The 14,352-nt window shown below is 70.2% G+C and carries 13 protein-coding genes; 5 read left to right on the top strand and 8 right to left on the bottom strand.

All coding sequences use genetic code 11. The features are described from left to right. Position 1 precedes the first annotated feature (1 nt). Positions 2–466, top strand: coding sequence for a DUF3093 domain-containing protein (locus AB3M82_RS00330; RefSeq protein WP_412954671.1), 465 nt, complete (start codon positions 2–4; stop codon positions 464–466). 100 nt (positions 467–566) lie between these two features. On the opposite strand, the gene AB3M82_RS00325 is transcribed toward AB3M82_RS00330, so the two are convergent. Continuing rightward, entirely contained in the window at positions 567–860 is a 294-nt protein-coding gene (locus AB3M82_RS00325) for a DUF4193 domain-containing protein (protein WP_412954669.1), read from the bottom strand. Positions 861–1,057: 197 nt separating this feature from the next. Here AB3M82_RS00325 and sepH point away from each other — a divergent pair, with 197 nt between their 5' ends. Next, the gene (sepH, locus tag AB3M82_RS00320) at positions 1,058–2,143 is read left to right on the top strand and encodes a septation protein SepH (protein ID WP_412954666.1); all 1,086 of its coding nucleotides are present in this window, start codon (positions 1,058–1,060) and stop codon (positions 2,141–2,143) included. Between the two features lie 9 nt (positions 2,144–2,152). On the opposite strand, the gene AB3M82_RS00315 is transcribed toward sepH, so the two are convergent. After that, positions 2,153–3,223, bottom strand: coding sequence for an alkaline phosphatase family protein (locus tag AB3M82_RS00315; protein ID WP_412954664.1), 1,071 nt, complete (start codon positions 3,221–3,223; stop codon positions 2,153–2,155). Positions 3,224–3,319: 96 nt separating this feature from the next. Between AB3M82_RS00315 and AB3M82_RS00310 the strand changes: the two genes are divergently transcribed. Beyond that, a complete protein-coding gene (locus tag AB3M82_RS00310; RefSeq protein WP_412954661.1) occupies positions 3,320–5,761 on the top strand; it encodes a DNA gyrase/topoisomerase IV subunit A in 2,442 nt (813 codons plus the stop codon). Positions 5,762–5,854: 93 nt separating this feature from the next. On the opposite strand, the gene AB3M82_RS00305 is transcribed toward AB3M82_RS00310, so the two are convergent. Continuing rightward, positions 5,855–7,936 carry a DNA gyrase/topoisomerase IV subunit B gene (locus AB3M82_RS00305; protein ID WP_412954658.1) on the bottom strand — a complete coding sequence of 694 codons (2,082 nt, stop codon included), beginning with the start codon at positions 7,934–7,936 and terminating at the stop codon, positions 5,855–5,857. Positions 7,937–8,117: 181 nt separating this feature from the next. On the opposite strand from AB3M82_RS00305, the gene AB3M82_RS00300 reads away from it, so the two are divergent. Then, on the top strand, positions 8,118–8,327 hold the full coding sequence (locus tag AB3M82_RS00300; protein WP_412954655.1) for a DUF7455 domain-containing protein: 210 nt from the start codon (positions 8,118–8,120) through the stop codon (positions 8,325–8,327). Positions 8,328–8,401: 74 nt separating this feature from the next. Here the strand turns inward: AB3M82_RS00300 and AB3M82_RS00295 are convergent, their stop codons facing one another. Further along, positions 8,402–9,442: an alanine racemase gene (locus tag AB3M82_RS00295; protein WP_412954653.1), complete on the bottom strand. Its 1,041-nt coding sequence runs from the start codon at positions 9,440–9,442 to the stop codon at positions 8,402–8,404. After that, complete coding sequence (locus AB3M82_RS00290) at positions 9,439–10,143, bottom strand: alanine racemase (protein ID WP_412954650.1); 705 nt, start codon at positions 10,141–10,143, stop codon at positions 9,439–9,441. Before AB3M82_RS00290 ends, AB3M82_RS00295 begins: the two co-directional genes overlap by 4 nt. 80 nt (positions 10,144–10,223) lie before the next feature. Here AB3M82_RS00290 and AB3M82_RS00285 point away from each other — a divergent pair, with 80 nt between their 5' ends. Next, the gene (locus AB3M82_RS00285) at positions 10,224–11,240 is read left to right on the top strand and encodes a sugar-transfer associated ATP-grasp domain-containing protein (protein WP_412954648.1); all 1,017 of its coding nucleotides are present in this window, start codon (positions 10,224–10,226) and stop codon (positions 11,238–11,240) included. Positions 11,241–11,308: 68 nt separating this feature from the next. On the opposite strand, the gene AB3M82_RS00280 is transcribed toward AB3M82_RS00285, so the two are convergent. The 3 genes from AB3M82_RS00280 to AB3M82_RS00270 form a co-directional block, all read right to left on the bottom strand. Beyond that, positions 11,309–12,001 (bottom strand): coenzyme F420-0:L-glutamate ligase, encoded by a 693-nt coding sequence (locus AB3M82_RS00280; RefSeq protein ID WP_412954646.1) that lies wholly within the window; start codon positions 11,999–12,001, stop codon positions 11,309–11,311. After that, on the bottom strand, positions 12,001–13,242 hold the full coding sequence (locus tag AB3M82_RS00275; RefSeq protein ID WP_412954644.1) for an RNA polymerase sigma factor: 1,242 nt from the start codon (positions 13,240–13,242) through the stop codon (positions 12,001–12,003). The genes AB3M82_RS00280 and AB3M82_RS00275 overlap by 1 nt, the downstream gene beginning before the upstream one ends. A 168-nt stretch (positions 13,243–13,410) precedes the next feature. Further along, positions 13,411–14,352, bottom strand: coding sequence for a proteasome assembly chaperone family protein (locus AB3M82_RS00270; RefSeq protein WP_412954642.1), 942 nt, complete (start codon positions 14,350–14,352; stop codon positions 13,411–13,413).

Genomic DNA, 14,352 nt, shown 5'->3' with positions numbered 1-14,352 from the left:
AATGCAGAACCCCGTCGCAGACGCACGCACCCGATACCGGGAGCGCCTCTCGCCGAGCCTGTGGCTCCTGGTCACGGTCGCCCTCGCCGGCCCGATGGTCGCGCTCATCTTCGTCCCCGTCGGGGCGACGTTCGCTCTCCTGTCCGGCGCCGTCGTGTCTGCTCTGGTCGTGGCCCTCGTCGTCGCCTCGGCCCCGGTGATCTCGGTGGAGGACGGCGTCCTGCGCGCGGGACGCGCGCACATCGAGGTGCGCCACCTCGGCGATCCGGTCGCCCTGACGGGCGAGGAGGCCGCCCGGGGCCGCGGCCCGGGCCTGCCCGCACGGGGCTGGCACCTCATCCGCGGCGGCATCGACGGCCTCGTCGTCGTTCCCAACGAGGACCCCGCCGACCCGGTCCCCTCCTGGACCATCTCGTCGCGCACCCCCGACCGCCTCGCGGCCGCCATCCGCGCCGCGCGCGCCTGAGCCCCGCTCCTCGGCATCCGCCGCTCGGCTCCCCGCCGCGGAGACGACAACGCGCCCCTGACCTCGACGGTCGGGGCGCGTGATACGTCGCTCGGCGTGGTTACGCCGCGCATTCCTTGCAGATCGGGCCCGCGGCTCCGTCGTGGTCGAGCTGCGAGCGGTGCTTCACCAGGAAGCAGTTCATGCAGGTGAACTCGTCCTGCTGCGGGGGCAGCACGACGACGTCCAGCTCGAGGTCGGAGAGATCGGCCCCCGGGAGGTCGAAGCTGGACGGGTTGTCCGCGTCTTCGTCTCCGGAAGAGCCGGAGAGCTTGTCGGGCACGCGCTCCTTCAGGGCTTCGATCGACTCGGAGTCGTCTTCGCTCTTACGGGGGGCGTCGTAGTCGGTTGCCATGCGGTTAGATCTCCACATTCATGGTGCGAGTGGTGGTGCGCCGTCGGGTATCGGCGGCCATAGTTTGCATGACCAGGTGGCAATAAGCAAATGCCCGCCCGATCGACAGACCAAACTCGCGGCACGCCCACGATATTCCCGGTCCGGGCGGGCCTCGCGTGTCACCATGAACGCACACCCATCAGAGGGGCATTCGCATGGAAAACGTCACCATCGTCGGCACAGAAGCAGGAGTCCTCGTGCTCGCGACCGAGTCGGGCGAGCGCTTCGCGCTGGCCATCGACGACGTGCTGCAGCGCGAGCTGCGTCGGGCGACCCGCCAGGCGGAACCCGCCGCTCAGCGCCTCGCGGCCAGTCCCCGCGACATCCAGGCCCAGATCCGCGCCGGCCTCACCGCGGCGGAGGCCGCCGAGCTGCTCGGCATCAGCGTGGAGGACGTCGCGCGCTTCGAGGGGCCCGTCCTCGCCGAGCGCGAGCACATGATCGGGCAGGCGCTCGCCGTGCCCGTCCTGATCGGGAGCGAGGTCGAGCCCGACGCCCAGCCGACCTTCGGCACGGCCATCCGCGCCAAGCTCACCGAGGTCGCCGCGACCGGTGAGCGCTGGGTGAGCTGGAAGGACGAGTCGGGCTGGATCATCAAGCTCGAGTTCACCGCGAACGACGTCGACCACGACGCCCGGTGGAGCTTCGACCCTCGCCGCAGCGCGCTCGCGCCGCTCAACGCCGATGCGACCCAGCTCTCCCGCCAGGGCTCGCTGCCGGAAGGCCTCATCCCCCGCCTGCGCGCGGTGGATGCCGACAAGCCCTCGTCGCCGTATAAGGACGACAGCCGCTTCGACTCCGGCGCCTTCGGGCCCAGGCTCGTCCCCGGCGCGGAGCCGGCGGTCGAGGAACAGGCTGTCCCGGAACGCTCGAACCCGGCGGCCCAGGCCGCCGCCATCAACCGGGCGCCCGAGATGCCGACCACGAACCCGGAGACCGCCGATCTGCTCGAAGCGCTCCGGCGGCGCCGCGGGCAGCGCGAGCACGCGCCCGCGGTCCCGGACGTCGCCGAGGTCGCTCCCGTCCCCGATGACGAGCCGATCGAGCCGGCCTACCGCCAGGACTCCAACCCCATTGCCCTGTTCGAGGCGCTGGAGCGCGAGCAGAACGACCCCGACCCGGAGGACGAGGGGCGTCCTGGTTCCGTCGGATCGAACGAGAGCGTCTCGAACCGTCGCCGTCGACGCAACGCCATGCCCTCGTGGGACGAGATCGTCTTCGGAGCACGCACCGACGAGTGAGCCGGTCGCTCAGCGGCGCAGCGCACCGAGGCGCAGCAGGGGTACCTGGCGCTCCTCGGCGGTGAGACCGCCGTGCTGGCCGACCATCGCGCGCCCCCGCTGATCCGCTGCGGTCCCGTCGTAGATCGCCCGGTTCCCCCGCGCGACGGCCACCAGGTCGCCGACGCGGGCGGCGGCGGTCGGCGAGACGCTGGGGCCGAGCAGCCCGCTGCGCACCACCTCGTCCCGGGTCGCGACGTCGGCCAGTCCTTCCAGGTCGCCCCGCCACCGCAGCATCACGGCATCCGCATCGGCGTCCTCCTCCAGGTAGGCGTGCACCATGCGCGGCTCGCCACCGAGATGACGGATCCCGTCGAGGTGGTCCTGTTCGAGGATGACCTGACGCTCGGCGGGGACGTCCACCATCCCGTGGTCCGACGTCACCAGCACGCCGACTCCGGCGGGGACGGGCCGGGCCAGCGCCGCATCGACGTCCTCGAGAGCGGCCACCCACTCCGCGCTCGCGATGCCGTGCTTGTGCCCGGCCTTGTCGACCTCCGGCAGGTAGCAGTAGACGAACGAACCCGGGGCGCGGGCGGCGAGGTCGTAGGCGGCGGCGACGCGTTCGGCCGCCGCGGCCGCCCCGTGGAACTCGGCGCCGCGCAGGGTGGCCCGGGTGAAGCCGCTGTGCGCGTAGACGGGGAGTCCGACGGCGAAGGCGGGATGCCCCGAGGCGGCGGCGCGCTCGAACACCGTCTCGGACATCTGCCACGTGGCGGGATCGAGACCGTCCGTCTCCCATCCGCTGAGCTGGTTCACCAGCACTCCCCGAGCCGGGTCGAGGACCCGGTACCCCACCAGGCCGTGCTCGCCCGGCCAGGCGCCGGTGAGGATGCTGGTGAGCGCCGCCGCCGTGGTCGACGGGAAGACCGTGATCGCGGTGTCCCGCTTCCCCATCCCCGCCGTCAGGCTCCTCGCGTGCCCCGCGTGCGCGCGCAGGCCGAGAGCTCCGAGACCGTCGATGACCACGAGCACGGCGGACGTCACCGCCGGGAGGGACGCCGACTCGCCGCGGACGGCGGCGAGCAGGTCATCCGCCACCCCGACGACGCTCCGGGCTGAGGCGGACTCGGACGGTAGCATGAGGGACACCCGAGCCAGTCTGACACAGGCTCCCGCAACGCCCTCAGGAAGTACATGCCCAAGACGCCGCCGCCCGAGCCCGTCGAGGAGCGTATCCAAGACATCGACCTCTCCAGCGAGATGCAGGGTTCGTTCCTCGAGTACGCCTATTCGGTCATCTACTCGCGCGCGCTCCCCGACGCGCGCGACGGACTCAAGCCCGTGCAGAGGCGGATCCTCTTCCAGATGGCCGAGATGGGGCTGCGTCCCGACCGCGGACACGTCAAGAGCGCGCGCGTCGTCGGCGAGGTGATGGGCAAGCTCCACCCCCACGGCGACTCGGCGATCTACGACGCGCTCGTGCGCCTGGCCCAGGACTTCGCGCTGCGCGTGCCGCTGGTGGACGGCCACGGCAACTTCGGCTCGCTCGACGACGGACCCGCCGCCGCCCGGTACACGGAGGCCCGCCTGGCGGCCTCGGCGCTGGCCCTGACGGAGAACCTCGACGAGGACGTCGTGGACTTCGTTCCCAACTACGACGGGCAGTTCCAGCAGCCCGCCGTGCTCCCCGCCGCATTCCCCAACCTGCTGGTGAACGGCGCGAGCGGCATCGCCGTGGGCATGGCGACCAACATGGCGCCCCACAACCTCATCGAGGTCGTGGCCGCGGCGACGCATCTGCTCGAGAACCCCGATGCGACCACGGAAGAGCTCATGGAGTTCGTCCCCGGCCCGGACTTCCCCTCCGGCGCCGTCATCATGGGTCTCGACGGCGTCAAGGACGCCTACGCGAACGGCCGCGGTGCGGTCAAGGTGCGCGGCAAGGTGTCGATCGAGCCGCTCGGTCCGCGGCGCACCGGCATCGTCGTCTCCGAGCTGCCCTACATGGTCGGGCCGGAGCGGCTGATCGAGAAGATCCGCGACGCCGTGCAGTCCAAGAAGCTGCAGGGGATCAGCGACGTCACCGACCTGACCGACCGCAACCACGGTCTGCGCGTCGCGATCGGAATCAAGACCGGCTTCGATCCCCAGGCCGTCCTCGAGCAGCTCTACCGCCTGACCCCGCTCGAGGACTCGTTCAACATCAACAACGTCGCCCTCGTCGACGGGCAGCCCCGGACCCTCGGGCTGAAGGAGATGCTGAGCGTCTACGTGGCGCATCGCCTGGAGGTGATCGCGCGGCGCAGCCGTTTCCGGCTGGCGCGCCGCGAGGAGCGCCTGCACCTGGTCGAGGGACTCCTCATCGCGATCCTCGACATCGACGAGGTCATCCAGGTCATCCGGTCGTCCGACGACTCCGAGCAGGCTCGTACGCGGCTCCGCGAGGTGTTCGACCTCAGCGAGCCGCAGGCCGAGTACATCCTCGAGCTGCGACTGCGGCGCCTCACGAAGTTCTCCCGCATCGAACTCGAGGCGGAGCGCGACGCCCTCCAGGCCGAGATCGCCCGCCTCCGCGAGCTGCTGGGCAGCGATGCCCTGCTCCGCGCCGCAGTCGCGACCGAGCTGGATGCCGCGGCCGACGCCTACGGCACCCCCCGGCGCACGCTGCTGATGAACGCCGCACCGCCCCGTCCCCGCTCCACCAAGGGAGCGGTCGACCTCCAGATCGCGGATGCCCCGACCGTCGTCGTGCTGTCGACGACCGGGCGCGCGGTGCGCGTCGATCTCGCCGAGGGCCAGGGGCTCAGCGCCCCGACGCGCCGCAGCAAGCACGATGCGATCCTCACCACCGTCGAGACCACCGTGCGGGCGGAGCTCGGAGCGCTGACCTCGTCCGGACGGGTCGTGCGCTTCTCCCCCGTCGACCTGCCCTCGGTGCCGTCGAGCTCCGTGCAGCTCGGCGCCGGCACGCCGCTCCGGGACTACCTGGGCATCACCTCGCGCGACGAGCGGATCCTGGGCTTCGTGCGCTTCGACAGCGAGACGCCCGTCGCGATCGGCACCGCGCAGGGCATCGTGAAGAGGATCGTCCCCGCGTCGCTGCCCGTGCGTCCCGACCTCGAGGTGATCGGCCTCAAGTCCGGCGATCGCGTCGTCGGCGCTGCCGAGGCAGCCGATGACGCCGAGCTGGTCTTCGTCACGACCGATGCGCGCCTCCTGCGCTTCGCCGCGGCATCCGTGCGCCCTCAAGGTGCAGCTGCCGGCGGCATGGCCGGTATCAAGCTGGGTGCCGGGGCGAGTGTCCTCTTCTTCGGTGCCGTCGACACGGACACCGATGCCGTCGTCGCGACCGTCTCCGGAGCGGAGGGCATCCTCCCCGGTACGGACGCCGGACGCGCCAAGGTCACGCCCTTCGCGGAGTACCCGGCGAAGGGCCGCGCGACCGGCGGTGTGCGCGCTCACGCGTTCTTGAAGGGCGAGGATCGCCTGACCGTCGCCTGGGTGGGAGCGGCTCCTGCGCAGGCTGTGGACCCGACCGGTGCGGTGCGGCGTCTGCCCGACGCCGGCGCGCGACGGGACGCCTCGGGCCAGGCGGTCGAGGGGCTCATCGGCAGCATCGGCCGCACGCTCGCCTGAGTCGACGGCCGCGCCGAGTCGCGTCCGGCACCCTCGGCGCCGCCGGCGCACGGCAGCACAGACGACGCCGGCCCGGACGCCGAGCGCCGTGCTCTAGGCGTCGATGGACTCGCGGGAGAGCCGGTCGGCGGAGTCGACGATGAACTCGCGCCGCGGCGCGACCTCGTTGCCCATGAGCAGCTCGAAGACGCGACCCGCGGCCTCGGCATCCTCCATCCGCACGCGTCGCAGGAGGCGACCCGACCGGTCCATCGTGGTGTTCGCGAGCTGCTCGGCGTCCATCTCGCCGAGCCCCTTGTACCGCTGGATGGGCTCGTGCCAGCGCTTCCCTGCCTTGCGGAGCTTGGCGAGAAGCGCGTGCATCTCCTGCTCGCTGTACGTGTAGATGGTCTCGTTCGGCTTCGAGCCGGGGTTCATCACGATGATGCGATGCAGCGGCGGCACGGCGGCGAACACCCGGCCGTGCTCGATCAGCGGGCGCATGTAGCGGAAGAAGAGGGTGAGCAGAAGTGTGCGGATGTGGGCACCGTCGACATCGGCGTCGCTCATCAGGATGACCTTGCCGTAGCGGGCCGCGTCGACGTCGAAGGAACGGCCGGACCCCGCGCCGATCACCTGGATGATCGAGGCGCACTCGGCGTTGGAGAGCATGTCGCCGATCGAGGCCTTCTGCACGTTGAGGATCTTGCCGCGGATGGGCAGTAGCGCCTGAAATTCGCTGTTGCGGGCGTTCTTCGCCGTCCCGAGCGCGGAGTCTCCCTCGACGATGAACAGTTCGCTGCGCTCGACGTCGTTTGTGCGGCAGTCCACCAGTTTCGTCGGGAGCGTGGAGGACTCGAGCGCGTTCTTGCGCCGCTGCGTCTCCTTGTGAGCGCGAGCCGAGACACGCGCCTTCATCTCGGCGACGATCTTGTCGAGCAGCTGCGTCGCCTGACTCTTGTCATCGCGCTTGGTCGAGGCGAAGCGGGCGGCGAGATCCTTGCGGATCACCTGCGCCACGATCTGCCGCACGGCGGGCGTGCCCAGCACCTCCTTGGTCTGACCCTCGAACTGCGGCTCGGGCACGTTGACGGTGAGCACGGCGGTGAGGCCCGCGAGCACGTCGTCCTTCTCGAGCCTGTCGTTGGCGCCCACCTTGAGGCGCCGCGCGTTCTGCTCGACCTGCGCGCGGAGCACCTTGAGGAGCTCCTGCTCGAAGCCCTGTTGATGGGTTCCACCCTTGGGTGTGGAGATGATGTTGACGAAGGAGCGCGTGACGGTGTCGTAGCCCGTGCCCCACCGCAGCGCGATGTCGACCCGGCACACGCGCTCGACCTCCGTCGCGACCATGTGGCCGTCGGCCTGGAGCACGGGCACCGTCTCCGTGAACGTGCCCTCGCCCTGGATGCGCCAGGTGTCGGTCACGGGCGGGTCGGTCGCGAGGAACTCCACGAACTCCGAGATGCCGCCTTCGTAATGGTACGAGGTCTCGACCGGCTCCTCGGCCCGCTCGTCCCGGACGACGATCTCGAGGCCGGGGACGAGGAAGGCCGTCTGGCGGGCGCGCGTCTCGAGGTCGCCCAGCTGGAACGCGGCGTCCTTGGTGAAGATCTGCCGGTCCGCCCAGTATCGGATCCGCGTGCCGGTGACGCCACGGGGCGCCTTCCCCACGATCCGGAGCTCGCTGTTCTCCTGGAACGGACGGAAGGGGGCGTCGGGACGACGCCCGGCGGAGTCGTCGAAGACGCCGGGCTCCCCGCGGTGGAACGACATGGCGTAGGTCTTTCCCCCGCGGTCGACCTCGACGTCGAGGCGCTCCGACAGGGCGTTCACGACCGAGGCGCCGACGCCGTGCAGACCACCCGAGGCAGCGTACGAGCCGCCGCCGAACTTGCCGCCCGCGTGGAGCTTCGTGAACACGACCTCCACGCCGGTCAGGCCCGTGCGCGGCTCGACGTCGACGGGAATGCCGCGCCCGGTGTCGTGCACCTCGACGCTGCCGTCGGCATGGAGGATGATGTCGATCTTCGAGCCGTTGCCCGCGACGGCCTCGTCGACGGAGTTGTCGATGATCTCCCAGAGGCAGTGCATGAGGCCCGGGGAGCCGTTCGAGCCGATGTACATGCCGGGGCGCTTGCGGACGGCCTCGAGGCCTTCGAGCACCTGGAGATGATGGGCGGAATACTCGGCGGTCACAATCTCCGATTCTATTCTCGGCGACCGACACGGCTCTGCCGACACTCTGCACCATCCCCGAGTCGGCGGGGCCCGCGTACGCGCTGAGCGAAACACGCCTCGATACGGGCATGCCCCCAGCCATCCCGTGGTTGTATTGAGCACGCTCCCCAGCGAACCCGACAATCGAGGAGGCACCGAGATGAACGCAACGACCGAACGTGAGACCTCCGCGGTCGAGTTCCGCCTGACGGCCATGGATCGCTGCGATTCATGCGGCGCCCAGGCCTACATCGCGGCCGAGGTCAACGGCTCCGAGCTGCTCTTCTGCGCACACCACGGGCGCAAGTACGAAGAGAAGCTGCGCGCCGTCGCGACCAGCTGGCACGATGAAACCGCTCGACTGATCTGAGCCGTCTGCAGAGACGACCCGAGGCCCTCCGCGCTCCCTGGCGCCGGGGGCCTTTCCTTTCCCCGCGAGGTCGGTCAGTCCGAGACGACGCGACGCACGCGGGGCGTGAGCCTGGTCAGGATCTCCTCGCCGACCGTGTCGAGGCGCTCCGCCAGATCGGTGGCGCTCACCTCGCCGCACTCCCCCGAGCCGAAGAGCCGCACCTCGTCGCCGACGGCTGCACCGTCCCACGCCGCGACCGCGCTCTCCGTGAACCCGACACGGAGCAGCGGACGAGCACCCGCAGGGGTGCCGACCGGAGCGCCGACGAGCGTCGAGGGCAATCCGTCGAAGCCCCCGATCGCGATCGTCGCCTCGCCGTCCGCCACATCCGTCACCGTCCCGACGAGCGTCGCCACCGGGCGGATGCCGTCGAGCTCCGGCCCCTCGGCGGACCGCACGCCGTAGCAGAACGCCCCGATCCGCGACAGCGAACCGCGCAGTTCCGGTCGCCACCACGACGCTGCCGAGGCGGTCAGATGTCGCAGAGGCGGCTCCGTCCCCCCGGCGGCCGCGGCCCGCACCGCCTCCAGGAAGACCGCCTGCGCGGCGTCGTCCTCCGCGTCACTGGCCTCGGCGATGTGGCTCCACACGCCGACCAGCTCGATGGCGCCCGCCCTCTCGGCATCCCGGGCGATCCGCAGCGCCTCCGCCCAGTCCTCGGGCAGCACGCCGTTGCGATGCAGCCCCGAGTCGATCTTGAGGTGCACGCGCGCCCGTGCCTGCAGTCTCCCCGCACGGTCGACGACCCGCCGCAGGTACTCGATCGTGCCGACACCCAGATCCACGTCGTGCAGCACCGCTTCGTCGATCTCGGCATCCTCCGACGTGACCCACGCGAAGATGCGCGCCTGCCCACCGGCGACCCGGCGCACCTCGAGGGCGCTCCCGACGTCGAAGCTCCCGAACCACTCCACCCCCGAGGCCCGAGCCGTCTCGACCGCCCAGGGCAGCCCGTGCCCGTATGCGTCGTCTTTCACGACCAGCATCAGCGCGGACGGCGCGATGCGCTCCTGCACCGCCGCGATGTTCCGTCGCAGCGTCGCGGTGTCGAGCCGCAGGATCGGACGGGTCATGCCTCCCAGCCCCGTTCGGCGTGTGCGGCGGCGACCGCCACGAGCTCCGGCACGGTCATCCCGGTCACGGCGCCCCAGCGCGCGAGTCCGGGTGCCGCAGGACCGGTTCCCCCGAAGTAGGTCGCGTCGGTGCCGAGGGCGACGTCGGCGCCCTCGAGGTCGACGACGCAGACGTCCATCGCCACCCGGCCGATGATGGCGCGCTCCCGTCCTTCGATCTCGACGCCGGCACGGTTGCCGAGCGCACGGACGACTCCCTGGGCGTATCCCCCGGTGATCAGCGCCACGGTCGTGTCCGCGGCGACGCGGTGGGTGTAGCCGTACGAGACCGCGTCGCCCGCCCGGAGCCGCTTCGTGGAGAGCACGCGTCCGCAGAGTCGCAGCACCGGTCGGGTGCGCAGCTCACCGGCGCTGTCGGGGAGTCCGTACACGAGGAGGGGATCGATGTCGGCGTGTCCGTGGATGGTGGCGCGAATGCCCTCGAGCGCGAGCGCATCCACTTCCCCCGGAGCATCCACCAGAACCGTCTCGGCCCCGGCTGCGACCACGGCCTGGGCGATCGGCAGGACCCCGTGCCCCCACGCGTCGCGACGCAGGTCCGCGACGCGCCCCCCGTTCTCGACCGCGACTGCGGCGGCGGCGGCGAGGGCCGAGCGGGACAGCACCGCCCTCGGGCGGGCACTCGAAGTCGTCTGACGCACGGGTTCCAGCCTAACCGCTGTCTCCCGAGCGGATCGGGGGCTCCCCCGTAGACTGGGGATGACCCCGACCTTGGAGCCTCATGACCCGTCTTTCCCTCGCGCCCCGCCTCCGCTACCTGCTGGGCCGTGCCCGCCGCATCGACGTCGGATCGGTGCTGGAGCGCGCGAAGGAGGCCTCGGCGCAGCATCACCGGCCGGTTCCGAGGATCGTGGTCGACATGCTCTGGTCAGCGGCACGGCACAACGTCGGCTTCCAGGACTACATCGACTACGACTTCGCGATGCTCACGCGAGCCGAGCGCGAGACGTACATGACGCACCCCGTCTCGAACCAGCTGTCGCAGAAGTACGATCACCCGGACTTCCGGTGGATCTTCCAGGACAAGATCGAGTTCGACAAGCGCTTCTCCGAGCACCTGCACCGCGAGTGGCTGGTCGTCGAAGAGGGCAACGCCGACGCGGTGCGGGAGCTCACCCAGCGCCTGGGCACCATCGTCACGAAGGAACCGGTGGGGCAGGCAGGAACCGGCGTCCACCGTTACCACGCGGCCGACATCCTCGACTGGGAGGAGTTCCACCGCGGACTCCTGCACCGGGGCGAGCTCCTCATCGAGGAGGTCATCACCCAGCACGAGGCACTCGCCGCCGTCTGCCCGGGGACCGTCAACACCACCCGCGTCACGGCGTTCTTCGACGGCGAGAAGGCGCACATCCTCGCCATGGCCCAGAAGTTCGGGCGCGGCGCGGTGAGCGATCAGATGACGTTCGGCGGCTTCTACACGATGCTCGACGAGGACGGCCACGCGGTGGGCGCGGGCTACGATTCGCACGGTCACGTGCACGAGACGCACCCGGACTCCGGCTTCCGCATCGCCGATTTCAAGCTCCCGTACATGGATGAGGTGCGCGCCTTCATCGACCGGGTCGCCCGCGTCGTGCCTCAGGTGCAGTACGTCGGCTGGGACATCGTCGTCTCCCCGGACGGCCCCGTCCTCGTCGAGGGCAACTGGGGAGCCGGCGTGTATGAGAACAAGCCGAGCGTCACCGGCATCCGCACCGGTCACAAGCCGCGCTACCAGGAGATCATCGGCTTCTGAGGAAGCGCCCGGCCATGCGGAAGGCCCCGGATGCCGAGCATCCGGGGCCTTCCGCATGAGCAGTCCGATCAGAGCTCGCGGACGATCCCGAGCGGGGTGGACTCCAGCCCCTGGCCGAGCGGGTTGTCGCCGAGGATCCGGACGAGGCGGTGCTCCCCGGCCTTGTCGAGCGTCGATCCGAGGATATTGCCGCCCAGGTCGTTGATGTCCACGACCGCGACCTCCGCCGTTCCACCGAGAAGCGACTTGAGCCGTGACGCCACCCCTCGGGGGTTCTCCGGACCCAGCACGACGGCCTGGTTGTACGGGGGGATCGTGTGCTTGGTCGGCCCGTCGATCGCCCGGGCCTTGTCACCCGCGATGCGGTAGAAGTCCCCGCGACGGCCGAAGGCCTTCGTGACCGCCGAGACCGCGGCGGCGAGCAGGATGCGCGGCGTGCCGCACTCGCGGAGCGCCATCTCCATCGTCTCCGGCATCCCCAGGCCGATGCCGTACGGCGTACGGGTGACGTACTTCGACAGGAACAGCGCCAGCCGGCGCGGCTGGATCTCGTCGAGACGGTACGAGCGCCCCTGCGTGATCGCGACGATCTTCTCCGTCACGAAGAGCAGGTCGCCCGGCCGAACGGAGGATGCCGCGTACTCCGTGACGATCGCATCGAGGTCGTCCTCGGGCATGACCACACGGGTACGCAGCGGGATCCGCGCGTACGTCTTGCCGTCGACGCTCGTCTCGAGCGCCTTCCCCTCGTTCGCCTGCATCACTCGAGGTAGTCCCGCAGCGACTGCGAGCGGCTCGGGTGACGGAGCTTGGCCCTCGTCTTGGACTCGATCTGACGGATGCGCTCGCGCGTCACGCCGAAGGTGTCGCCGATCTGGTCGAGCGTCTTGGGCTGGCCGTCTCCGAGGCCGAAGCGCATGCGGATCACACCCGCCTCGCGCTCCGACAGCGAGTCGAGCAGCTGCTCGAGCTGCCGCTGCAGCATCGTGAATCCGACCGCATCGGCAGGCACGACCGCCTCGGTGTCTTCGATGAGGTCGCCGAACTCGCTGTCGCCGTCCTCACCGAGCGGGGTGTGCAGCGAGATGGGCTCGCGCCCGTACTTCTGCACCTCGACGACCTTCTCCGGCGTCATGTCGAGCTCGCGGCTCAGCTCCTCCGGAGTGGGCTCGCGACCCAGGTCCTGCAGCATCTGGCGCTGGACGCGGGCGAGCTTGTTGATGACCTCGACCATGTGCACCGGGATGCGGATCGTCCGCGCCTGGTCTGCCATGGCACGGGTGATCGCCTGACGGATCCACCAGGTGGCGTAGGTCGAGAACTTGAAGCCCTTGGTGTAGTCGAACTTCTCGACGGCGCGGATCAGACCGAGGTTGCCCTCCTGGATCAGGTCGAGGAACTGCATGCCTCGACCGGTGTAGCGCTTGGCGAGGGAGACCACCAGACGCAGGTTGGCGCCCAGCAGGTGGCTCTTCGCCCGCTGGCCGTCGCGCGCGACCCACTGCAGGTCGAGCCCGAGCTGGCTGTTCTTCTCGGCCGCCGACATCGCCGAGAGCTTCTCCTCGGCGAACAGGCCCGCCTCGATGCGCATGGCGAGCTCGACCTCTTCGGCCGCGTTGAGGAGCGCGACCTTGCCGATCTGCTTCAGGTAGTCCTTGACCGGGTCGGCCGTGGCGCCCGTGATCTGCGTCGAATAGACCGGGACGTCGTCCTCGTCGCTCGACGTGATGACGATGGCGCCGGTCGGCAGCGGCTCGGTGAACGCGGGCTTGCTGTCGTCCTCCTCCTCGTCAGCCGTGTCCTCGGGAGCGGGAGCCGGCGTCTCGTCGTCTTCGACGTCGTCGGACTTCTTCTTCTTCGCGGGGGCGCGCTTCGCCGCCGCGCGCTTGGCCGCGGTCTGGGGCTCGGCCTTCTCTGCGACCTCGACGTCGACCTCGGCGGTGACCTCGGGCTCTTCGGCGGTCTTCTTCGTCCGTGTTTTCTTAGTCGTGGCAGGAGTCACGTTTCGCCTTTCACGGAGCAGCCGGGCCGCTCCGGGACATTTCGGACACTAGTAAGACCCTTGTCAAGTCCGGTCTTCAAGAAGATGGATTGACAACGGGTCAGACTCCCATTATCGCACACGTAGAGGGATGCGTCAGCATTCCCGTCCCCGAGGGGACGAACGTGGTCAGCCGCGGCCCGTCTTGTCGTCGTCGCCGGACGGGCGGGAGGCGAGGTAGCGCTCGAGCTCGGCGGCCAGCTCGTCGGCGCTCGGGAGGTCGCGTTCGTTGAATCCGCCCTCGTCGTACGAGTCGTCCTCGGGGTTGCGGCCCGCCATGTACGCGTCGTAGCGGCGCTCGAGGTTGTGGACCATCTGCTGCAGCTCGTCGTTGCCCACCACCTGCTCGTCTACCTTCGCGAGATAGTCGATGCGCCGCTCCTGCACCTCGTCGAGCATCAGCACGAGTCCCGTCGCGGCCATGAGCTTGTCGGCGGCGGCGATGACCGCCTCCGGGTTCTCGGTCTCGGCGAGATAGTGCGGGACGAGCAGCACGAAGCCCACCACGCGCTCCCCGCGTTCGGCGAACCGGTACTCGAGCAGATGACCCGCGGTCGACGGCACCTGGGTGCGCGGACGCCAGACGGAGTGCACGACGGCCAGCTCGCGCCGGTTGCCGCTGACGGTGGTGCCGATCGGGCGCGTGTGCGGAACGGGCATCGCGATCGAGTGCACCCAGCTCAGACCCGAGATCTCGAACTCGGCGGCGAGGTCGAGCACCGTGTCGGCGAAGGCGTTCCAGGCGAAGTCGGGCTCGTACCCGGCCAGGAGCAGGAAGGGCTGGCCCAGGGCGTCCGTCGCCAGCGAGAGCTCGAGGCGCGCCGGACGGAAGTCCGTCAGGTGATCCTGATCGAACGACACCACCGGACGGCGGGCCCGGTAGTCGAGCAGGACGTCGTTGTCGAACACCGCGATCGGCTGCGGGGAGGCCGTCTCACGAAGGTGCTCGATCAGGCCGGAGACCGCGTTCCCGGCATCCGTGAAACCGGTCAGGAGGAGCACGAGGGGCAAGCCGCGCGGAACCGCCGGAGCGTTCGCGACGCGTTCATGGATCTCACCGGAGAAGGGCAT

It is taken from the genome of Microbacterium californiense (assembly GCF_047246625.1).
Taxonomy (GTDB): Bacteria; Actinomycetota; Actinomycetes; order Actinomycetales; family Microbacteriaceae; genus Microbacterium.
Note: the sequence above shows the minus strand (reverse complement) of the source record. Positions and strands in the feature narration are given on the sequence as shown.